The organism is Edaphobacter sp. (assembly GCF_028283685.1).
In the GTDB taxonomy this organism is placed as follows: Bacteria; Acidobacteriota; Terriglobia; order Terriglobales; family Acidobacteriaceae; genus Edaphobacter.
Map to the genome: position 1 here is coordinate 490,744 of NZ_JAPWKF010000007.1, position 20,606 is coordinate 511,349.

The window sequence follows — 20,606 nt, forward strand, 5'->3', positions numbered from 1 at the left end:
CCATTGGAATTTCTCACCTATTGACACAACCATCGCGGCGACATTAGGGTTTTGTGGGCTGACTTCAGCCCATGTAAGAGAGATCGAAAACGACAGAGGTGCATGGCTCATTGAGCTCGCCTCTGTGCAGGTTGAGCGATTCGGTAGATCTCTCACACCTGAATACTGCAGTCTTTCGCGAAAGGGTTCCCTGTATGTCGTCCCGTACCTGCTGTCATCTTGCCGCCGTCGCTCTTCTTATCGCGCTGCCCGTCACTCTCTCCGCGCAGGCTCGCAGAGACACCCGAACTCCTGACAAGATGCCGACGCAGGAAGAGATCAGCCATCCTCCCAAGACCTGGATTGACAAGGACACCGGCCATCGCGTCACGCGTCTGACCGACGAGCCTAACTCCGCCAGCTTTTACTTCAACGTCAACGGCTATACCCCCGATGGCAAGGAGATGGTCTACACCACACCCGACGGCATCAACGTGCTGAACCTTGAGACCCACGCAACGCGAAGCGTCGTCAAGGGGCGGGTGCATACGATGGAGGTTGGTCACAAGACACCCTCCATCTTCTACGTGAAGACCGACGAGAACGCGGTCTACAAGACCGACCTGCGGACCGGCGAGACCAAGATGCTCGCGAAGATTCCGCCCCGCGGCCACGTCATTACCGTCAATGCCGATGAGACCCTCGCCGCCGGTACCTACGACGAGGTCGATCGCCCAAACGAACAGTTCGGCCGCAACGGCGGCAACCCTCCCGCCCGTCCCGGCGCGACACAGACCAGTCCTCTCGAACAGGCTGCAAACAAGGGTGAGATGATGGAGCGCCGACTCGCCGCGCGTATCCCTCTCGTACTCTTCACGCTCGACCTGACCGGCAGCAGCAAGGTCACGTCCCTGCTGCACAGCACCGACTGGGTCAATCATCTTCTGTTCTCGCCCACCGACCCCACGCTGTTGATGTACTGCCATGAAGGCCCCTGGCAGAAGGTCGACCGCATCTGGACCATTCGCACCGACGGCACGCACAACCGCCTGATGCATCAACGCACCATGCCCGGTGAAATTGCAGGCCACGAGTTCTGGGGCAAGGATGGCGAGACCCTCTACTACGATCTGCAAACCCCGAAGGGTGAGGACTTCTGGCTCGCCTCGCTGAACCTCACCAACAATCAGCGCATCTGGTATCACATGCAGCGCGATGAATGGTCGATTCACTTCAACGTGAATCGCGATGCGACTCTGTTTACCGGAGACGGAGGCGATCCGCACCAGGTCGCCAAGGCACCCGACGGAGAGTGGATCTACCTCTTCCGCCCGGAGATGCTGCTGACCAACGGCATCAACGATAAAAGCTGGCCACAGCCCGGCAAGTTCCACGCCGAGCGCCTCGTCAACATGTCGAAGCACAACTACACACTCGAGCCGAATGTCAGCTTTACGCCGGACAGCAAGATGATCATCTTCCGCTCAAACATGTTCGGCCCAACGTACGTCTTTGGCGTCGATATCGACAAAGCCAAATAGCGGTACGCACTCGAAGCGAGAACATAGAACGTCTAGGTGACAGGACCGGGGTTGAACAGGGCGTACTCATTGTGCAGCCCCCAACGGTCTGCCCACGTCGTGTGCTCTCCGCTTGCCACCTTCAGGATGAGATGAAAGATCTCCCACCCCACATCCTCAATCGTGGCGTCTCCAGTCGCGATGCGGCCGGCGTCGACGTCGATCAGATCGTGCCAGCGCTGCGCCAGTGGCGTGCGTGTCGCCACCTTGATCACCGGAACCATGGCCAGTCCATAAGGCGTTCCCCGCCCCGTCGTGAACACGTGCATGTTCATCGACGCCGCAAGCTGTAGCGTTCCGCAGATAAAGTCGCTCGCCGGAGTGGCGGCGAAGATCAATCCCTTCTGCGTCACACGCTCCCCTGGCCCAGTAACGCCCGACAGTGCGCTGGTGCCTGCCTTCGCCACCGATCCCAAAGCTTTCTCGACGATATTGGCAAGTCCACCCTTCTTATTTCCGGGCGAAGGGTTCGCGCTGCGATCGATATCACCCTTGGCAAGATAGTCGTCGTACCATGCCATCTCACGAATCAGGTCGCGCGCCACCTGCTCGTTCGCTGCGCGCGCCGTCAGAAGATGCACGGCATCACGCACCTCCGTGACCTCAGAGAAGAGCACCGTCGCTCCTGCGCGCACCAGCAGATCCGCAGCAAAACCAAGCGCAGGATTTGCGGTCACACCCGAGAAGGCATCGCTGCCGCCGCACTGCAGTCCCACCACAAGATCCGACGCCGGACAGGTGACACGCACGCGCCGGTTCAAGCGCTCCAGCCTTCGCTCCGCCATCTCCATCAGTGCCGCCACCATCTCGCCGAAGCCATGATGCTCTTCATCCTGCAGCCGCATCACGTATGGCTCCGCCGCAAGAATAGGCAGTGTGCTCGAGGGCAGCATCTGCGCCGGCTGCATCTTCTCGCATCCCAGGCTTGCCACCAGCGGCTCTCCGCCAAGGTTCGGATTCAGGCTGAGATTTCGCAGCGTGCGCACGGGAATCGCGGCTTCCTTCGCCTGGATGGCAACACCGCAACCGTAGTTGTGCGTGATCGCAATCACATCATCGACGTTGGGATAGCGAGGAAGAAGCTCTGCCTTGATGCGCTGCACCGCATAACCCACCGTCGCCGCAACGCATTGCACGGTTGTGCTGATAGCCAGAATATTCTTGGTTCCCACCGTGCCATCGTCGTTGCGATACCCCTGAAAGGTATAGCCATCAAGTGACGGCAGCGGAGCGGGCGTTGCGGTCGCCATCGGCAGGTTGTCGAGGGCGGGTGCAGCTGGCGACTCAATCGAATCTTCCGCCAACCATGAGCCTCGCTTCACAGAGCGCGTCGCGTAGCCGATCACAGAGCCATAACGGATGACAGGATCGCCTGCAGCAAGATCCGTCAGTGTCACCTTGTGCGCCTCCGGAACTGCCTCCAGCAGAACCAGTCCCGAGGCAAAAGCGCTTCCGGCTGGAAGGCCGCCTTCATTCACAATGATGGCGACGTTGTCGCGTTCATCGACCTGGATATATCGAGGCTCTCTTTGCTCTGTCATCGTCACCGATCTGTCATCATCACATCGCGCCCGCAGGCCGCTACTCCTGCTTCAACTTGCCGTCGCGCAGTCTCCACAGGTTGAGCGTGTTGGCGTCATCCAGTGCATCCGGCAAAAGCTCGCCAGGAAAATTCTGATAGCAGACAGGCCGCAGAAAACGGTCGATCGCCGTCGCACCCACCGAGGTATGGCGATCGTTGCTCGTCGCAGGATACGGTCCCCCGTGCACCATCGCATACGACACTTCCACACCCGTCGGGAATCCATTGATAAGGATGCGTCCGACCTTGCGTTCGAGAATGCTGACCAGCGATCGAGCCTGCGGCGTATCTGCAGCCGTCATGTGAAGCGTCGCCGTCAGCTGTCCCTCCAGCGACTCGGCCAGCGCATTCATCTGCTCAAAGCTCTTGCACCTCACCAGAAGCGAGGAGGGCCCGAAGTTCTCCTCCGACAGCCGCCGATCCTCCAGAAACTTTTCGCTCGTCGTCTTGAACAGCCCGGCAACCGCGCCGCACTTTCCAGATCCCTCGCTCTTCCCGCGAGCAATCTCAGACACTCCATCATGGCCTTCGATGCTGCTGAGTCCGCGCTCATACGCGGCGTGGATGCCGGGATTCAGCATCGTCGAAGCCCCCTTCGCGGCGATGGCTTCGGCAGCAGCAGCCTCGAATCGATCGAACGCCTCTCCCTCAAGAGCGAAGACGATGCCCGGCTGCGTGCAGAACTGCCCCGCACCAAGCGTAGCCGAATCGGCAAATCCCTGAGCAAGTACCGACACATCGCCACTCAGGCTACCGGGCAGCAGAAAGACAGGGTTGACGCTGCTCATCTCCGCGTACATCGGAACCGGTACCGGCCGGCTTGCAGCGATCGAAGCCAGGGCAAGACCGCCGCGGCGGCTTCCGGTAAACGCAACGGCAGTGATCGCTGGATGCGCGGCCAGCGCCTCACCGACTTCATTGCTCGCGCCGGTCACCATGGAGAAGACGCCTGCAGGAAGACCGCACGACGCTACAGCATGCTGCACCGCAAGCCCAACAAGCTCCGAGGTCCCCGGATGCGACGGATGCGCCTTCGCCACCACGGGGCATCCCGCAGCGAGCGCCGAAGCAGTATCGCCGCCTGCTACCGAGAAGGCGAGTGGAAAGTTGCTCGCGCCGAAGACCGCAACCGGACCCAGCGGAATCTTCCGCTGCCTGAGGTCGGGACGCGGAAGCGGCTTGCGATCCGGTAACGCTGAATCGAGGATCGGCCCCAGCCACATCCCATCGCGGACCACGGTTGCAAAGAGACGCAGCTGCCCAACCGTGCGGCCCCGCTCTCCCTCCAAACGAGGGCGCGGCAAGCCGCTCTCCGCCATCGCACGATCGATCAGCTCATCGCCAAGCGCCATGATGGCATCGGCGATCGCTTCAAGAAACAAGGCACGCTGCTCCAGCGACGTCGCACGATACGCATCGAAAGCACCCCGCGCCAGCTCGCATGCCTCTGCGACCTGCGCCTTGGAGGCACCGGAGAACTCCGGCTCCATCGTCTCGCCCGTCGTAGGGTTGAAGGCACGAAAGCCCTTCTCCGTTCCCGCAACGCTCTCTTTACCTATAAGAAGTCTGCCGCTGATCTGCATCGAGTCCTCGTCAATCAATCTCAACATCTATTACGTTCGTGGAAGAAGACATGGCCGCTTCGGATCGAAGCTCCATCCCGGCATCAGGTATTGCATCCCCTGCGCATCGTCCCGTCCGCCCAGCGCCATACGCTCATATAACAACTTTGCGTCTTCGACCTGCTTCCAGTCCAGTTCTACTCCAAGACCGGGCCGCGACGGAACCGCGATCTCTCCCCCGACAATGCGCAACGGCTCCTTCGTAAGCCGCTGACCATCCTGCCAGATCCAGTGCGTATCGATCGCCGTCACCTTACCTGGAGCAGCCGCGGCGACGTGCGTAAACATCGCCAGCGAGACATCGAAGTGATTGTTGGAGTGCGATCCCCACGTCAAACCCCAGTCCCGGCAGAACTGCGCGACACGCACCGATCCCTGCATCGTCCAGAAGTGAGGGTCCGCCAGCGGGATATCGACCGCGTGCAGCTGCGCCGCGTGGCGAAGCTGCCTCCAGTCGGTGGCAACCATGTTCGTCGCCGTCGGCAGCCCCGTTGCCGCGCGGAACTCCGCCATCACCTCGCGTCCAGAGAATCCCTTCTCCGCCCCACATGGATCTTCCGCGTACGCCAGCACATTGTGCTTGCCGGAACAGAGACGGATCGCCTCCTCCAGCGACCACGCTCCATTTGGGTCCAGCGTAATGCGCGCCTGCGGAAAGCGCTCTGCCAGCGCCGTAACCGCCTCCATCTCAGCTGCACCTTCAAGCACGCCGCCCTTCAGCTTGAAGTCCTGGAAGCCGTAGCGATCATGAGCTGCCTCTGCCAGCTTCACGATAGCCGAAGCCGTCAGAGCCTCCTCGTTGCGCAGATGAAACCACGGATCGTCACTCTCCTCTTCCGCACGATACGGCAGATCGGTACGGCGGCGATCCGCAATATAGAAGAGATAGCCCAGCGCCTGAACCTTGTCGCGCTGCTGACCTTCACCGAGCAGCGCCGCCACCGGCAGGCCGAGAAACTGGCCATAAAGATCCAGCATCGCGGACTCAATCGCCGTCACAACATGCACTGTCGTACGCAGATCGAAGGTCTGCAGCCCGCGCCCCGCGCCATCACGATCGGCAAAGGTCTCGCGCACGCGGCGCAGCACGCTCTGATCGTGAGCGATCTGCTGCCCCATCACTAGTGGAATCGCCGCCTCCAGCACGGAGCGAATCGTCTCGCCGCCGGGAACCTCACCTACACCAGTATTTCCGGCATTGTCTTTGAGCACGACGATATTCCGCGTGAAGAACGGCGCATGCGCTCCACTCAGATTCAGCAACATGCTGTCGTATCCAGCGACAGGGATCACTTGCATGGAGACGATTGGGGAGTAGCCGAAATACCCATCTAGGAGACAGTCCTCTCTGCCGCCGTCGAAGTAAAGTCGACGCGATGAATCGTACCCACCAGCGGCAGGTACGCGACGATGGCAGCCAACGCCGTCAAGCCAACAAAGACCAGCGCCAGGTTGAAGGACCCCGTCTTCTGCACGATGAAGCCAATGATGATCGGCGTCGTGATGCCTGCGAGATTGCCGATCAGATTGAACAGTCCGCCATTGATGCCGATCATGTTGCGAGGCGAGACATCGGAGATCACCGTCCACCCCAGCGCGCCAAATCCCTTGCCAAAGAAGGCCAGCGACATCAGCAGAATCACCACCGTCTGCGTCGAGACGTAGTTGCAGAAGATCATCGTCATCGACAGCGCCATGCCCAGCACAATAGGCACTTTACGCGCGAACGTCAGTGAGTGCCCCTTGCGCAGCAGGTGATCCGAGACAACTCCACCAAACACTCCGCCAATCGACCCGCAGAGTGCAGGCACCGCAACCAGGAAGCCCGTCTTCATGATCGAAAGATGCCGCGCCTGGTTGAGATACACCGGGAACCACGTCAGGAAGAACCACGTCAGCGTCGTAATGCAGTACTGCCCGACATAGATGCCGACCAGCATGCGAACGCTCAGCAACCGCCGCACCGCAGCCCACGTCAGTTGATTCGGATTCGCACCGGCTCCAAGGTTGCGATCCATATTTGCAAGGCCGCCGCCGTCCTCGATGTAGCTCACCTCGGCATCGCTGATCCGCGGATGCGACTTCACGCCATAGATGACCTTGAACCACACGATACTGAGCAGAAGACTTGCAGCGCCGCCGAACCAGAAGCAGGCCATCCATCCATAACGATGCACGATCCATCCCATGATCGGTCCGAAGACAACCAACGCAAAATACTGCGACGAGTTGAAGATCGCCGAGGCACGTCCGCGTTCCGCCGTAGGAAACCACGCGGCAACGATGCGTCCGTTGCCGGGAAATACCGGGGCCTGAGCAATGCCAGAGACGAAGCGGAGCGCAAACAGCGCCGTGAAACCTATCGCTACCGGAAGAAATCCAACGCAGCCTGCAAGCAGCGCGCAGATAGACCACGCAATGATACTGAGACCATAAATACGCTTGGAGCCAAAGCGATCCAGCAGCCCACCCGCCGGAAGCTGTGCCATCACATACGCCCAGCTGAAGCCCGAGAAGAGATATCCCAGCTTTAGGGCATTGAAGCCAAGCTTGTGCGAGAGATCCGTCCCGACAATCGAGAGAACGACCCGGTCGCCATAGCTGAAGCAGCTCGCGACAAAGAGCATCGTCACAATCAGGAATCGAATATGCGTCTGGCTTCGTTCCGTCATGCCTGATTGATCCCGACTAGGACCGTCCCCCAATCAATGCCTTCAACTCGTCCATCTCTTCGGGCTTGAGATCGACCAATGGCGACCGCACCGAACCCGCATCCCGCCCGACAAGTTTCATCCCCGCCTTCACGATCGAAACAGCATACCCTTTCCGGCGGTTTCGGATACTGCTGTAAGGCAGCACAAACTCACGCAGACCTTTATAGATCGTCTCGTGGTCCCTGCGCCTGACCGCAGCATAAAAATCGTTCGCGAAGTTGGGCAGGAAGTTGAAGATCGCCGAAGAATAGGTCGTAACGCCCATCTCCAGATATGGCAGCGCGAAGGTCTCCGCCGTTGGAAGTCCGCCCACGTAAGTCAGCCGGTCTCCCATGCGCGAATAAATCCGCGTCATCAGTTCGATGTCGCCGTAGCCATCCTTGAAGCCGACAAGGTTCGGACAACGGTCGCAGAGCGAGGCCAGCGTCTCCTCCTGGATGACGAAGTTGTCGCGGTTATAGAGAATGACGCCGAGGCGGGTCGCCTTACATACAGCTTCGGCATGAGCGGCCAGCCCCCCCGGCTCGCCATGCACAAGATAGGGCGGCAGAAGAAGAATTCCATCTGCACCTGCCGCCTCGGCAGCTTTTGCAAACTCAATCGCCATCTGGGTGCCGTAGCCGCATCCGGCCAGCACTGGCGCCTTCCCTGCGGCCTCCTCCACGGCAGCGCGCACCACCTGCGCAAACTCCCCGAAAGCGAGCGAGAAGAACTCCCCTGTCCCTCCGGCGGCGAACAGCCCTGCGGGCTTATGCTCCAGCAGCCAGGAGATGTGCTGCCGATAGGGGCCCTCGTCAAAGGCGTTGTCTTTCGTAAAGTGCGTGACGGGAAAGGAGAGCAGACCGCTACCGATCGCCTGCGCCATCTCCTTCGGGTTCATACCTGCCATGTCGTGTCCTCTTCGACGTAGGGATGTTTCTATGCACCCCATTCGTTTGCAGGTAAAACTATAGCCCATGGACCAATGCTGAAAACATCTATATTAAGCAACGAATGATGCAGGAAAGGACTTAATGCTTGACCTGAGACAGCTACAGTATTTCCTCGTCGTCGCCGAAGAACTACACTTCGGACGCGCTGCAAAGAGACTGCACATCACGCAGTCTCCCCTCAGCCGCCAGATCCAGATCCTCGAATACACGTTGCAGTTCCAGCTCTTTACGCGGAACAACCGCTCCGTGCAACTCACCCCCGCGGGCCAGGCCTTTCGCGCCGAGGCGCGACAGCTGCTGGCGCAGGCGGAAAATGCCGTCTCGCTGGCACGGCGCTACTCGCAGGGACAGGCTGGCGTGCTGAAGATGGGCTTTACTGCTGGCTCCAGCTATCGCCATCTCCCGCGTATGCTGGCGCGCGCAGGGGCCGAGCTGAAGGATGTCGAGATTGTCCTCGAAGAGATGGTGACCGTCCAGCAGATGGAAGCACTGCGCTCCAACCAGATTGATCTTGGACTGGGGCGGCAGCCTCCCAACGATAAGCAGACCGACGGCATCCGGATTGCCCGCGAACCTCTGCGTCTCGCAGTCCCCTCGTCTCATCGACTGGCCAAAAAGGCAGCGGTCCGTCTTGCCGATCTGCAGGGGGAGCCAATCATCACCTTCTCGCCCCGGGACGGCTTCTACTTCTACGCCCTCATCGACAGCCTCTTCCGCAGAAACGATATGCAGCCCACCTACGTGCAGCACGTCAGCCAGATCCACTCCATCCTCGCGCTCATCAGCGCGGGCATGGGCGTCGCGCTCGTGCCCGAGACCGCGGAGGCGCTACACTTCGAGAACGTGCGCTTCCGCAAGCTCGATGCCGCCACCGCGCACGCCGATCTCTATCTCATCTGGCAGAAGAACAACAACAACCCCGCCGTCCAGGCCTTCGTTCGCCTGATGCGCAGGCGCTCCTAGCGAAAACAGACTAGTGCAGGCTGTACAGCAGCGAATCGCTGCTGCTGGTCGCGATCAGGCCGTCGTTCGGATAAAACGAGGCCATATTTTCCGCCGTGATCAGCTGATGACGCACGAACGTCGCCGAAGGAGTCTGTTTGCCCTGTAGCTTATCCAGCGCCAAAGCGATCACCGCTTCGCCATAACGCTCCGGAAAGTATCCGACCGAACCGATCATGCGCGAGCCTGGCCGTTGCATCTCCCGGCGCGCTTCAATGCTGGCATTCTGCCCCACAGCAATGCAGTGTGCCGCACGTCCTGCCTCTTCGAACGCCTGCATCGCTCCCAGGCAGCTTGGATCGTTCAACGCGGCAACCAGTACATGCCGCGCCTTGCTCCGGCAGAGATAGCGCCGCGTCACATCGAGGCTGTTTTCAAACCGCCCATGCCCATTCAGAAAATGAACGCGCCGATCGTCGAAGCCGGATAACGTCTCGCGGATGGCAGCCAGCACTCCCGTAAGACGGGAACGCGGAAGCGGCCCCGCCATCGGCAGCTCCAGCAACAGCAATTCGTCGATCTCTCCCTCCCACTGCTGCATCGCGGCCCGCGCCAGCGCCTGCCCGGCAAGCATCCCTGCGCGATAGTTATTCGCGCCGTAGAAGTCCGCCCCGGGGTGAGGGATCTCAATCGCAATCACCGGAATCCCAGCCTCCATCAGCGTCGAGGCCACCAGCGGCGCACTCCGCTGATTCGTCTGGAACTCAATGACCAGCTCTACGCCCTCGCGCACAAAGCTGTGAGCGTTGCGAATCGCCACCGTGGAGCTATACCGGTTGTTTAATTCGATCAGCTCGACTCCGGCTTCATAAGCCGCGCTGCGGATGCTCTCCGAGACCAGGCGCGAGAAAGAGAACTCATCGCTCTGCGAGGCGTAGCCCAGGCGACGCTTCCTCGAGAGCGACGTGGCGACAGGGCGGTACAGCGATCTCTCCGGATGCTCCAGCAGACGCTGCTCCACCAGCGTCGCCAATAGCCGAAACGCCGTGGTGCGGCTCAGCCCCGTCCGTTCGCAGATCTCGCCCAGCGAGAGGCCGCTTCTGGCAGCCTGAAAGGCCCGCAGAATGGCACAGGCGCGCTCCACGGCCTGGACGCCATAACTAGCCTTGCTCTCCTGCTGGAGACTCTCTTCTGTCGGCTTCCGAATCCGCGCCACGCATCCCTCCTCCGCAAGCCATAGTACATCTGGACGCACCAATATTTCACCATGTGGAATTTGACAGCCCCCAACGACGTGCTGCCCCCACTTCTGTCGATCAAAGGCCTAACGGCCTTTTCCTCGCGTAACAAGCAGGCAGGCCGAGCAGACTATTTCACGATATGGAATTTCGAAGCGCCTCAAAATTTCATTTGTCGTCCGCTCATGCCGCCTCCTACTCTCTTCCGCACAGAGATGACAGGATTGCCAGCCAGCACGAATCAACGCCCCCTCCGCGTCGGCCTCATCGGACTCGGCCTTGAAGCCTATTGGCCACAGTTCGAAGGCCTTCAACAACGGCTTGAGGGCTACCTCCTTACCGTCGCCGAGCGGCTCTCCACCAGCGAACGGCGAAGCATCGTCAATCTTGGCCTGGTCGACAGCCACGCCAAGGCCCTCGAAGCAGGCCATGCCTGCCGCACGCAGGACATCGACCTCCTCCTGGTTTACGTGACCACCTATGCCCTGTCGGCGACGGTACTGCCCGTCATCCTTCGCGCGCGCGTTCCCGTCATCGTGCTCAACCTCCAGCCGGAAGCCTCCATCGACTACAGCCGCTTCAACCAGATGCGCGACCGCCGCGCCATGACCGCGGAGTGGCTGGCCTACTGCAGCAGCTGCCCGGTGCCGGAGATCACCAACGTCCTGCAGCGGCTCGATCTGCCGTTCCATCAGGTCACCGGCATGCTGCACGACGATCCCGTCTGCTGGACCGCACTCGAGCAATGGATCGTGGCCGCTGAAGTTCAGCAGATGTTCAGCCACAGCAGGCTCGGCCTCATGGGGCATTACTACGGCGGCATGCTCGATATCGCAACCGATCTCGTCCAGGTCGCGGGACGCTTTGGAGTCCACCTGGAGATGATCGAGGTCGAGCGCCTGAGCGCGTTGCGGCGCGAGGTCTCCTCGCCCCAGATCAGCCACAAGGTCGATCAGCTGCGCGAATTCTTTACCGTCGACGAGGACTGCGAACCCAGCGAGCTGGAGCGCGCAGCCGCAACGTCAGTTGCGCTCGACCACCTCGTCGCCGACAGCGCGCTCGACATGCTCGCCTACTACCACATGGGCTCGGGCATCGAGGAGAACGAAAACGTCATGAGCTCCATCATCCTTGGAGCCACCATGCTGATCGGCCAGGGCATCCCGGTCGCGGGCGAGTACGAGATCAAGAACGCTCTCGCCATGAAGCTCCTCGATCGGCTCGGTGCAGGCGGCTCTTTCACCGAGTACTATGCCGTCGACTTCCGCGAAGACCTCGTACTGATGGGACATGACGGCCCCGGACACAGCGGCATCGCTCAGGATAAAGTTCGCGTGCGCCGCCTCGAGGTCTACCACGGCAAGGTCGGTCAGGGGCTCTCCGTCGAGATGAACGTGCAGCATGGACCCGTCACACTACTCTCCGTCGTCGAAGACAAGCGCGGCTTCCTGCTTCTCGTCGCGCAGGGGGAGAGCGTCCCCGGTCCCATTCTCGAGATCGGCAACACCAACAGCCGTTATCGTTTTCCGCTTGGGGCGCGCGGATTCGTAGAAGCATGGAACGCCCAGGGGCCGGCGCATCATTGCGCCATTGGCATCGGTCATCACGCGGAGCAAATTCGCAAAATCGCAGCGCTTATGAACCTGGGCTTCCACCAGGTCTGCTAGAGAAAGGAACGATGAGATGAGAGAACACATTCTTTGGGGAACGGCATGCAGCCTGTTCGCGGCAACACTGATGGCAACAGCACAGCAGGCAGCCGCTCCCCCGGAGCTGACCATCGACTGGTCCAGGACAGCCTTCGAATCGAAGACCACACCAACCCTGCAGGTCGTCGTCAATCCAATGCTTCTCCGCGGAGCGCCCATGCACGACGGCAGCTTCGCCGCGCTCAAGCTGCTGGGCGCAGACTATGTCCGCTACGTGCCCTGGCTTCCCTATCCCAAGCAGGCCGTGGCAGAGCTTGAGCCGCCCACGCGCGACAAGACATCGTGGAACTTCAAATACATCGACCCCACGCTGGAAGACTTCATGAACGCCACCGCCGGTCACTCCGTGGTGATGAACTTCAGCACCATGCCCGCCTGGCTATGGAAGACCGACAAGCCCGTCACCTATCCCGATGACCCCAACCAGAGCTACTGGAGCTACACCCAGGGCACGGAGCTCCGCGACCCAACCATGAAGGAGGCCGCCGACTACTATGCCCGCCTGCTGAGCTGGTACGAGAAGGGTGGGCTCACCGACGAAAACGGCAAATGGCACGAGTCCGGTCATCACTACAAGTTCGCCTACTGGGAGCTGCTCAACGAGATCGACTTCGAGCACCGCTGGACTCCCGAAGCCTACACGAAGTTTTACGATGCCGTCACCGCGGCCATGCTCAAGGTCGATCCCGACATCAAGTTCATGGCCGTCGCATCAGCAAAACCCTCCGCGCACGGCGCCATGTACGAGTACTTCCTGAACCCCAAAAATCACGCTCCCGGCGCGCGGCTCGACTTCCTGACCTATCACTTCTATGCCTCTCCTCCCGAGTCGGAGCCCTTCGAGGCGATGCAATACACCTTCTTCGATCAGGCTGACGGCTTCCTCAACACAGTGCGTTACGTGGAACAGATCAAGCATCGCCTCTCCCCCACAACAAAGACCGACCTCAACGAACTCGGCGTCATTCTTCCCGAGGACAACAAGAGCAACAGCATCCCCGGCTACAAGGCGAAGCCTGAACCGAAGGAGTATTGGAATCTCGCCGCAGCCATGTACGCCTACATCTACATCGAAGCAGCCAAACTGGGCGTCGACGTCACCGGGGAGTCGCAACTGGTTGGATATCCAACGCAGTACCCCTCCGTCAGCATGATGAACTACAACACGTCCGAGCCAAACGCCCGGTTCTGGGTCTTGAAGCTCCTCAAGGACAACTTCGGCCCCGGCGATCGCCTGGTGAACACGGCAGAACGCAATCATGAGATCGAGATCCAGGCCTTCGTCACACCGCACGGCAAAAAGATCCTTGCCATCAACAAGCGCTCCACGCCACACACCGTTCATCTTCCCGCAAACGCAAAGGCCGAGAGCGTGACCTACGTAGCTCCCTCGACCGGCGACAAGCAACCTGCAAAAAAGCAGCTAACCACCGGCAGCATAGAGCTTGAACCGTTTGAAGTCGCGGTCATTGCGATCCAGTGAACGACGATACCCTCTGAACTACGGTTGTTGATCCTCCCCGGATACCCTCCCTGGGCCCTCCTCTTCGCCGCACGAATGCTGGTAAGCGGAGGGCTCTGAAAAACTTCCTCTTCGATGACGAAATGCCTTGACACCTTCTGAAGCAGCTACGTAGGATTTCGCACGAAAAATGAGACGTCTCATTCAGGAATCAAAAGACAGCAGCTCAAGCAGCTTTCGATAAGAACCGAGGATGAAATGCGGCGCGGGCTAGGATTCGCCGCCCCCTTTCCTTGCGAGCATACGGCGCAAGGTTTCCATGTCGCCACTGACCACCGACCGTCGAGAACTACTCAACGACACCGAATGAACAACGGCCGGTAAGCGTTCGCTGCCTGCAGCAGGACGAAAAAACAGAACACCCCATCACCGAGTTCCTTTCCCCAAAGGCACTTTGGAGGCTTCTCTCATGAGTTCCTCGACCATCCGGACGCAATCTGTACGGAACGAGACACACGATCTCCAGCTCTTCTTCGATCGGATCGCGCGTCTTGCGCGCCCCCTTCTCGCGGTACTGCTTCTCATCGGCGGTCTCACCCTCACCTCTAACTCAGCCTTCGGCCAGGCAAGCTCCAGTTCCGACGCCGTCGGCAGAGTCACCGACAGCAGCGGCGCCACCGTTCCCGGCGCGACCATTCATCTCATCAACAACGCCACCGGCGCAGAACGCACGGCGACGACCAACGACAGCGGCGACTGGTCCATTCCAAACATTCCCCCCTCGAACTACAAGGTCCGCGTCGAGAAGCAGGGCTTCCGGATAACAGAGATTCCTTCGATGGACGTCGAGATCGGTAAGACGGCCAACGGCTCAGTCACGCTGAACGTCGGCGAGCGCACCGAGACCGTCGAGGTCAGCACCCTGCCCTCGCAGCTCCAGACCTCCGAAGCCACCGTCGGGCAGGTCATCAGCCAGAAGCAGATCACCGACCTTCCGCTCAACGGACGCAACGTGCTGCAGCTGGCAACGCTCGCCCCCGGCGTCTCACCGCCGCAGACCGGACAGACCGGCAGCCCCGGCCGCTTCGGAACACGCAGCCTCTTCATCACCGTCGACGGCGGACGCGGCAGCTCCACCAACTACGTTCTCGACGGAACCTACATCCGCTCCATCCGCTTCAACAACATGGCCATCCAGCCCAACGTGGATACCATCCAGGAATTCAACCTTCTGCGCAACTCCTTCTCCACCGAGTACGGCCAGGGGCAGGCAGTCGTCTCCATGGTCACCAAGTCCGGTTCGAATTCCATCCACGGCAGCGCCTATGAGTTCGCCCGCAACAGCATCTTCGACGCACGCAACTACTTCGCCACCTCCGTCACCAACCCCGAAAAGCCGCACTTCTCGCGTCATCAATACGGCGGCACGCTTGGTTTCCCCATCAAGAAAGACAAGCTCTTCGTCTTCGGCGGCTTTGAAGGTCTGCGCACCAATCGCGACACACCGGTCTACGGTGTCTTCCCGACGGCGGCGCAGCTCGGCACTCCTGTCCCCGGCAACACGCTGGCCCAGGTCATGAATCCGACCTTCCCTGTCCCCACCACTCCCAATGGCGCAGCCACCATCCTTGGCCAGTACAACTACAGCGCCACGCCAACCACCACCGACAACTACGATCAGTACACCATCCGTGCCGATCAAACGCTCTCGCCGCGCAATATGTTCTTCGAGCGTTACGTCGACTTCAACTCCAACCAGTTTCTTCCGTCGGTCCAGGGCGGCATCAACAACACGCTCATCGGCCGCAACGGTGTCCTCGGACACACCTTCATCCTCACGCCGAACATCGTCAACGAGGCACGCATCGGCTACAACATGTACTTCAACTTTGAGAACGGCGTCGGCTATCAGCCGGGAACAAACTACGCCTCGCAGGAAGGCCTGAAGTTCGTCACCGGCCTCACCGATCCCAGCCAATACGGTCGCGCCAACGTCTCCATCGTCGGCTTCACGAATGTCTTCGATAACGTCACCAACCAGGGCGGCAACGAGAACATCATCAGCGCGGGCGACTCGCTCAGCATCGTCAAGGGCAAGCACACGCTGAAGTTCGGCTTCCAGTTCCAGAACCGCCGCGTCATCCTGCTGGCCGACAACAATGCAACGGGCGCCTTCACCTTCGGTGCCTGCAGCAGCTCCGCCTGCGATGCCGCCAATAAGATCAACCCGGCCACCAGCACCTACTACACGGCGTTGGAGAACTACCAGCGCGGCTACTGCACCGCAAGCTGCAACGGCAACTTCGGCACCACCCGAGGCCACTACCGCGACAACACCTACGGAGCCTTCGTCAGCGACGTCTGGCAGGTAGGCCGCGGGCTCACCGTCAACGCAGGCGTGCGCTGGGAGTATAACTCTCCCTTCGTCGAGCAGAACGGACTCGAAGGCACACTCGATCCCACCAGCGGCAAGATCAAGTACAGCAAGGTGCCTGCCTTTATCCCTACGGCCTTCCTGCCCTACGTCACCATCGACTCCACCTACAAGCCCGGCATCCTGCAGCCACGTCGCAAAGGCTTCGGCCCGCGCGTCGGCGTAGCCTACGAGCCTCGCTCCGGAACCGTCTTCCGCGCCGGCGGCGGCATCTTCTTCGAAAACATCAACAGCAACGAGCTGCAGTTCACCCGCTACGCCGCGCCGCTCTATTATCAGCAGTCTTTCTTCAACGTCTTCGCGCAGAACATGTTCCCGGACCCGACTCTCGGCTCCGCCGGACTACCCGCGCCCTTCTCCATCAACCCCAACAATTCCCTGCCATACACGATGGAATGGACCGCCAGCGTGCAGCAGGATCTGGGCCATGGACTCGTACTCGAGCTCGCCTACACCGCCAGCGCCACGCGCAAGCTCTGGAAGCGCTATGACCAGAACATGGACCTTCTCCAACCGGGCTACAACGCGTCTGGCGGCAGCAATACCGCCAACGTCGGCGTTCGTCCCTTCCCGCAGTTCCAGCACGGCATCCTGACCAGCGCCAACGCGGCCACCGCCAACTTCAACGGCGGTTCCGTCAAGGTCGAGAAGCGCGCCAAAAACGACGCGCTCTACTTCCTGGCCAGCTATCAGTGGTCCAAAAACCTCGATAACAACTCCGGTGAGGTCGAATCCAACGACACCGCCTACTCCACCGACTTCTCCTTCGACCACTCCTATGCGCGATTCGATGTTCGCAATCGTGCCGTCATCAGCGGAGGCTATGCCCTCCCCTTCGGCAAAGGACGATCCCTGCTCCAACACGGCGTGGGCAACGCCATCGCCGGAGGATGGGCGCTCCAGACAGCAGTTCAGCTGCGTGGCGGCTATCCCTTCTCGCCGTCCCGCTCCGGCGTCACCTTCGGCACCTACACTCCCGGTCGCGTCAACCTCGCTCCCGGTCGTACTCTCGACAGCGCCTTCCTCAGCAATCGCTCCATCAATCGCTGGTTTGACGCCTCTGCCTTCACCGATCCCGGCGGCACCGTCCAGGGCAACGTCCGCCGCAACACCCTGGTTGGTCCCGGCACCGTGCAGTTCGATCTCTCCGCGATCAAGTCATTCCAGATCAAGGAGCGCATCACGACACAGTTCCGTGCCGAAGCCTACAACGTCATCAACCACGGCATCTTTGCCCAGCCGGCGTCCAACATCTCCACACCCAGCACCGTCGGCAAGATCTCGTCGACCTCAGGCGACAACCGCAGCATTCAGCTTGCCGCCAAAGTCATCTTCTAACCTGACACACCAACACAACGAGGCCCGGCAGACGATCGCCGGGCCTCTTCTTTTTTGCTGTTCGAAAAGACTGCTCAGAAAGCAATGCGGTTACGGCGGAAGTCTACTTCCTTCTCCATGTCCGGAACCTTCTTCAGGTCATCGAGGGTCTTGAAGTCGCCGTTCTTCTCGCGATACGCAACGATGGCCTCGGACTGCTTGGTGGTCAGTCCAAGCTGTGCCTCGATATCCGCCGCGCTTGCCTTGTTCACATTCACCTTGCCCGTCACCGGGGGAAAGTTCTTCGACACATAGTCGAGGATCTCGGAGAACTCTTCATCCGAAGCCGAAGCTCCCAACCCCGCCATCTTCGTGATCTCCGACTCCCATCCCTCACGATTCTGCCCATTGGCGACCACGTTCATCGGCGAATGGCACTTTCCGCAAACCCGGATCAGCGTGTCCCTCCCCGGCCCATCCGGCAGCTTCGGATACTGCGACGCCGGCTTAGCCGCATCGGCCTGTGCTTGTCCGCTCGCCGCATGCACCGCCGAGCTGGCCAACAATACCCCACTACCCAGCGCCAGCACGCAGGCGACACCCCGTAACGATCTTTCTCTCATGATCCCCCTCACAGATACTTTTCGCAGGCAGGTCTTACACCCGCTATCGCCTTGATCTTCGACAACCCGCACGATCGTTCTCACGCGGCCAGTCCATTATTCGACGAATGGGCCAACATCGTCGAGTACCGGCAGAGACATTACACGCAGACATCAAAAAGATGTATTGAGACGTCTCACTTTGAGCCAGAATATATCGAGCACCGCCAAAGCCTGTCAAAGCTGCCGTAGCATTGCTTCGACACAACCCGAGAACCTCAGCACACGCTTCCGCATCATGTAGGATTTCCCTTATGCCGCCCACACAAAAGGAGTTAGCGAAACTCGCCGGCGTCTCCGCAGGAACTGTCTCCAACGTCATCAGCGGCTCAACCAACGTCAGCGAACGCTCCCGGCAAAAGGTGCTCGAGGCCATTCGGGTCTTGAACTACCAGCCCAATCTCATCGCGCGCAGTCTTCGCACCAACCGCACCCGCACCCTCGGCATCGTCGTCCCCGACATCACCATCCCCTTCTTCCCCAAGATCATCCGCGGAGCCGAATCCGCGGCTCGCGTGCGCGGCTACTTCCTCATCGTCCTCGACTCCGAGGGCAGCTCCGACCGCGAAGCCGACATGATCGCACTGCTTCGAGCGCAGCGTGTCGAAGGCATCCTGCTGGTGACCGCAGGCAGCACCGAAGCCTTTCCCGATCGCCTCAACACCTCCGACGTACACTTCCCTGTCGTCTGCCTCGATCGACTCCCCGCCGATCTGCACGTCGATTCTGTCTGCGTCGATGACTGCGGAGCCGCTGAAATGGCCATCGCACATCTCATGAGCCTCGGCCACACCTCCATCGCCGCCATCACCGGCCCCCTCAGCCTGCGAAATGAGCAGGAACGGCTACGTGGCTACCGGCAGGCATTGCAGCGCGGTGGTCGCAAGTTCGACCGCTCGCTGGTCTGGAGCGGCAGCTTCGAGCAGGAAGAGGTCGCAAAGCTCTGCCAGGGAGGCATGCTGCATCCGGCAGGCCGCCCCACCGCGCTCTTTGCCACCAATGGCGTCACCGGCCTCGCTGCCCTGCGTAGCCTCTACTCCATCGGTCTCAGCACTCCCAAAAACTTCTCCTTCATCACCTTCGACGAGATCAACGCCGAGGACTTCTTCCGCCCCAGCATCACCTCCGTCGTGCAGCCTACCTTCGACATGGGATATAAAGCCGTCGAGCTTCTCCTCGATCGCATCGAAAAAGGCGAAGACGCTCCGCGGCGAAAGATTCGCCTCCCCGCAATGCTCAAGATCTGCGAATCTTCCGGGAAACCACTAAAGCCTGTGCCCGCAAGGAAGACAGCAGCACGGAAGCAAACCGGCTCGAAGACACGCGCTCATCGCTGATCCACGGACCAGCAGGTGAGTCGTCTCAGCTACTGACTCGATTGCGAAATAGCCCGCTGAACCGCTTCTGCAGTCTCCAGAACATCCAGCCGCAGACGAAAACGCTCTGTCTCGCCAGGCCCAAGCATGCGCAGTGTTCCGCGCTCTCGCTCGGCCTTCCGCCCCAGCGTCCGGCAGTTCGCAGGCTCGAGCCCCAGCACGAAGTGGTTCTCTCCCGTCATCTTCCACTGCACGAACTCCGGCAGACTCGCCGCGTCATAGCTCAACCGGATACCGAAGTCAGGCCGCTCTCTATCCTGCACCAGCACAACCGAAACCCAGCCCTGCTCATCTGGCCTCATCTCGTGAAAATAAACGCGCTCTGGCTGCCCTTGCACCGGAGCCTCAAAGCCAGCCCACGTCTTCACGCTCTTCCTGGAGAGATCGTCGATCGGATGCGCAATCGATGAGGGCGCATACATCTGCGATCGCTCCGTCAGCAGCGGATATCCGAAGTTGAAGTGATAGATCAGCATCAGCGGCGTCGTCCGCACTCCATCATTCGTAACGATGTCCTCAATCTCCAGCGACGAGGAGCGCAGCGAAGTCGAGATCGTTCTCTCCATCCGCAGATTCGGGCCATGCACCGACGCCTCCCGCAACAGCCCCTTCACCACGAATCGGCAATCCTCTCCATCCCACGTCTCCGACCAGCCCACCTGCTCCGCTGGCGTCGTCGAGATCGCGCCATGCAGCCCCAGCGCCTCGCCCTCATCCGTCGAGGGAGCGCCCGCAGCCGTCAATCCGCACGTCGTCAACAGACCGCCGGCAAAGGTCTTCAGCCACTCCAGTCCACGGTTCGAGGAATACGCCGGATGCACCATCCCCTGCGGCGCATGCCAGCACAGCGACTGGCCGCGAAAGCTCGCCTCGTAAAGATCCATCCCGCGATCCGGCACCACCCAGAACTCCAGCCCCGCCTCCGTCCGCACCCGCAGCGTCGCCGTTCCCTTCGCGCGCCCCTCCGCATGCGTAAAGCTGGAGACACCGCCAACCTGCGACAGCCGCCCCACCCGTCGCAGCAGATCATCCTTGCCCGCATCGCTCATGCTTTGTC

14 protein-coding genes are annotated in these 20,606 nt (G+C 60.4%); 6 read left to right on the forward strand and 8 right to left on the reverse strand.

Annotation, left to right across the window (positions count from 1 at the left end; all coding sequences use genetic code 11):
- Positions 1-194 precede the first annotated feature (194 nt).
- Positions 195-1,520, forward strand: coding sequence for an oligogalacturonate lyase family protein (locus PW789_RS12800; protein ID WP_299376942.1), 1,326 nt, complete (start codon positions 195-197; stop codon positions 1,518-1,520).
- Between the two features lie 32 nt (positions 1,521-1,552).
- On the opposite strand, the gene garD is transcribed toward PW789_RS12800, so the two are convergent.
- From garD to kdgD, 5 genes are all read right to left on the reverse strand, one after another.
- Positions 1,553-3,100: a galactarate dehydratase gene (gene garD, locus PW789_RS12805; protein ID WP_299376945.1), complete on the reverse strand. Its 1,548-nt coding sequence runs from the start codon at positions 3,098-3,100 to the stop codon at positions 1,553-1,555.
- A gap of 40 nt (positions 3,101-3,140) precedes the next feature.
- On the reverse strand, positions 3,141-4,751 hold the full coding sequence (locus tag PW789_RS12810) for an aldehyde dehydrogenase (NADP(+)) (RefSeq protein ID WP_299376948.1): 1,611 nt from the start codon (positions 4,749-4,751) through the stop codon (positions 3,141-3,143).
- Between the two features lie 3 nt (positions 4,752-4,754).
- Positions 4,755-6,029 carry an enolase C-terminal domain-like protein gene (locus PW789_RS12815; protein WP_299376951.1) on the reverse strand — a complete coding sequence of 425 codons (1,275 nt, stop codon included), beginning with the start codon at positions 6,027-6,029 and terminating at the stop codon, positions 4,755-4,757.
- A 65-nt stretch (positions 6,030-6,094) separates the two neighbouring features.
- Entirely contained in the window at positions 6,095-7,435 is a 1,341-nt protein-coding gene (locus PW789_RS12820; RefSeq protein WP_299376954.1) for an MFS transporter, read from the reverse strand.
- A gap of 16 nt (positions 7,436-7,451) precedes the next feature.
- The gene (kdgD, locus tag PW789_RS12825; protein WP_299376956.1) at positions 7,452-8,366 is read right to left on the reverse strand and encodes a 5-dehydro-4-deoxyglucarate dehydratase; all 915 of its coding nucleotides are present in this window, start codon (positions 8,364-8,366) and stop codon (positions 7,452-7,454) included.
- A gap of 124 nt (positions 8,367-8,490) precedes the next feature.
- On the opposite strand from kdgD, the gene PW789_RS12830 reads away from it, so the two are divergent.
- The gene (locus PW789_RS12830; RefSeq protein ID WP_299376958.1) at positions 8,491-9,372 is read left to right on the forward strand and encodes a LysR family transcriptional regulator; all 882 of its coding nucleotides are present in this window, start codon (positions 8,491-8,493) and stop codon (positions 9,370-9,372) included.
- Between the two features lie 10 nt (positions 9,373-9,382).
- Here the strand turns inward: PW789_RS12830 and PW789_RS12835 are convergent, their stop codons facing one another.
- The gene (locus tag PW789_RS12835) at positions 9,383-10,567 is read right to left on the reverse strand and encodes a substrate-binding domain-containing protein (RefSeq protein WP_299376960.1); all 1,185 of its coding nucleotides are present in this window, start codon (positions 10,565-10,567) and stop codon (positions 9,383-9,385) included.
- Between the two features lie 237 nt (positions 10,568-10,804).
- Here PW789_RS12835 and PW789_RS12840 point away from each other — a divergent pair, with 237 nt between their 5' ends.
- The 3 genes from PW789_RS12840 to PW789_RS12850 all read left to right on the forward strand — a co-directional run bounded on the left by PW789_RS12840 (position 10,805) and on the right by PW789_RS12850 (position 17,532).
- Positions 10,805-12,256 (forward strand): arabinose isomerase, encoded by a 1,452-nt coding sequence (locus tag PW789_RS12840; protein WP_299376963.1) that lies wholly within the window; start codon positions 10,805-10,807, stop codon positions 12,254-12,256.
- 16 nt (positions 12,257-12,272) lie between these two features.
- Positions 12,273-13,781 (forward strand): glycosyl hydrolase family 39, encoded by a 1,509-nt coding sequence (locus tag PW789_RS12845; protein WP_299376966.1) that lies wholly within the window; start codon positions 12,273-12,275, stop codon positions 13,779-13,781.
- 448 nt (positions 13,782-14,229) lie between these two features.
- A complete protein-coding gene (locus PW789_RS12850) occupies positions 14,230-17,532 on the forward strand; it encodes a TonB-dependent receptor (protein ID WP_299376969.1) in 3,303 nt (1,100 codons plus the stop codon).
- Positions 17,533-17,606: 74 nt separating this feature from the next.
- Here the strand turns inward: PW789_RS12850 and PW789_RS12855 are convergent, their stop codons facing one another.
- A complete protein-coding gene (locus PW789_RS12855) occupies positions 17,607-18,134 on the reverse strand; it encodes a helix-hairpin-helix domain-containing protein (RefSeq protein WP_299376972.1) in 528 nt (175 codons plus the stop codon).
- Between the two features lie 293 nt (positions 18,135-18,427).
- Between PW789_RS12855 and PW789_RS12860 the strand changes: the two genes are divergently transcribed.
- Positions 18,428-19,510, forward strand: a complete 1,083-nt coding sequence (locus PW789_RS12860; protein WP_299376975.1) for a LacI family DNA-binding transcriptional regulator — start codon at positions 18,428-18,430, stop codon at positions 19,508-19,510.
- A 29-nt stretch (positions 19,511-19,539) separates the two neighbouring features.
- Here the strand turns inward: PW789_RS12860 and PW789_RS12865 are convergent, their stop codons facing one another.
- Complete coding sequence (locus PW789_RS12865; RefSeq protein WP_299376978.1) at positions 19,540-20,598, reverse strand: aldose 1-epimerase family protein; 1,059 nt, start codon at positions 20,596-20,598, stop codon at positions 19,540-19,542.
- Positions 20,599-20,606 lie beyond the last annotated feature (8 nt).

Bases quoted from the DNA above. Each gene is read 5' to 3' on its own strand.
- PW789_RS12800 (WP_299376942.1), top strand. From the start codon at position 195: ATGTCGTCCCGTACCTGCTGTCATCTTGCCGCCGTCGCTCTTCTTATC.
- garD (WP_299376945.1), bottom strand. From the start codon at position 3,100: ATGACAGAGCAAAGAGAGCCTCGATATATCCAGGTCGATGAACGCGAC.
- PW789_RS12810 (WP_299376948.1), bottom strand. From the start codon at position 4,751: ATGTTGAGATTGATTGACGAGGACTCGATGCAGATCAGCGGCAGACTT.
- PW789_RS12815 (WP_299376951.1), bottom strand. From the start codon at position 6,029: ATGTTGCTGAATCTGAGTGGAGCGCATGCGCCGTTCTTCACGCGGAAT.
- PW789_RS12820 (WP_299376954.1), bottom strand. From the start codon at position 7,435: ATGACGGAACGAAGCCAGACGCATATTCGATTCCTGATTGTGACGATG.
- kdgD (WP_299376956.1), bottom strand. From the start codon at position 8,366: ATGGCAGGTATGAACCCGAAGGAGATGGCGCAGGCGATCGGTAGCGGT.
- PW789_RS12830 (WP_299376958.1), top strand. From the start codon at position 8,491: ATGCTTGACCTGAGACAGCTACAGTATTTCCTCGTCGTCGCCGAAGAA.
- PW789_RS12840 (WP_299376963.1), top strand. From the start codon at position 10,805: ATGACAGGATTGCCAGCCAGCACGAATCAACGCCCCCTCCGCGTCGGC.
- PW789_RS12845 (WP_299376966.1), top strand. From the start codon at position 12,273: ATGAGAGAACACATTCTTTGGGGAACGGCATGCAGCCTGTTCGCGGCA.
- PW789_RS12850 (WP_299376969.1), top strand. From the start codon at position 14,230: ATGAGTTCCTCGACCATCCGGACGCAATCTGTACGGAACGAGACACAC.
- PW789_RS12855 (WP_299376972.1), bottom strand. From the start codon at position 18,134: ATGAGAGAAAGATCGTTACGGGGTGTCGCCTGCGTGCTGGCGCTGGGT.
- PW789_RS12860 (WP_299376975.1), top strand. From the start codon at position 18,428: ATGCCGCCCACACAAAAGGAGTTAGCGAAACTCGCCGGCGTCTCCGCA.
- PW789_RS12865 (WP_299376978.1), bottom strand. From the start codon at position 20,598: ATGAGCGATGCGGGCAAGGATGATCTGCTGCGACGGGTGGGGCGGCTG.